Genomic DNA, 991 nt, shown 5'->3' with positions numbered 1-991 from the left:
CCGATGCCTCCTCCTCCAAGAGAGGCTTTCAGCATAACGGGATAGCCGATGGATGAGGCAAGGCCGAGCGCTTCTTCCAGACCGGACAAGCTTTTCGTTACACCCGGGACGACCGGGATCTGTGCGTTTTCCATCGCTTTTCTCGCTTCAATTTTGCTCCCCATTTTGGCGATTACATTGGCTGATGGGCCGATAAAAGTGATGTTTTCCTCCCGGCACCTTTCGGCAAAACGGCTGTTTTCCGAAAGCAGGCCATATCCGGGGTGAATCGCATCAGCCCCTGCTTGTTTAGCAGTTTCGATGATTTTTTCGATATTTAAATAGCTTTCACTGACCCGCGGTTTGCCGATCAGCCAAGCTTCATCGGCTAGTTTTACATGCAGAGCCTCCTCATCGGCTTCAGAATAAACGGCCGCTGTTTGAATACCGAGCCGTTTGCATGTTCGGATGACCCGGAGGGCAATTTCACCGCGGTTGGCAATCAGCAGTTTTTTAAACAAAAAAGCTCCCCCTTTCATGTTAGTCGCATGCAGAAGATAAAATTACAATTGAAAATGCTTCGATGCCTGTTCTCTTAATTTGAATTTTTGCACCTTTCCCGATGCCGTCATCGGAAATTCATCAACAAAAGCGATATAACGCGGGATTTTGTAGCGGGCAATTTTTCCTTTGCAATATTCCTGAAGCTCTTGTGCTGTCAAAGATTCTCCGTTTTTCAGCTTAATCCAGGCTGACACCTCCTCACCGTATGTCTTATCAGGGATGCCGACAACTTGGACATCAAGTATTTTGTGATGTTGATATAAAAATTCTTCTATTTCCCGCGGGTAAATATTTTCTCCCCCTCTGATCACCATGTCTTTTAATCTCCCGGTGATCCGGCAGTAGCCACCTTCGTCCATGACGGCCAAATCGCCTGTATGGAGAAATCCGTCCTCATCAATAGCCGCGGCTGTTGCCTCCGGGTTTTTATAATAGCCTTTCATCACAT

General features: G+C 47.2%; 2 protein-coding genes. Both read right to left on the bottom strand.

Going from position 1 to position 991, the window contains the following annotated elements; all coding sequences use genetic code 11:
- The coding region (locus BTA30_RS22325) for a biotin carboxylase N-terminal domain-containing protein (protein ID WP_275667436.1) at positions 1-500 on the bottom strand (500 nt) is incomplete at its 3' end.
- A gap of 42 nt (positions 501-542) precedes the next feature.
- Positions 543-991: AMP-binding enzyme (locus BTA30_RS22320; protein ID WP_142243731.1), on the bottom strand; the 449-nt coding region annotated here is incomplete at its 5' end.

Origin of the sequence: Bacillus swezeyi (genome assembly GCF_001969815.1) — a bacterium.
Taxonomy (GTDB): Bacteria; Bacillota; Bacilli; order Bacillales; family Bacillaceae; genus Bacillus; species Bacillus swezeyi.
The sequence above is the reverse complement of the archived record's forward strand: the minus strand, read 5'-3'. Positions and strand labels throughout refer to the sequence as shown.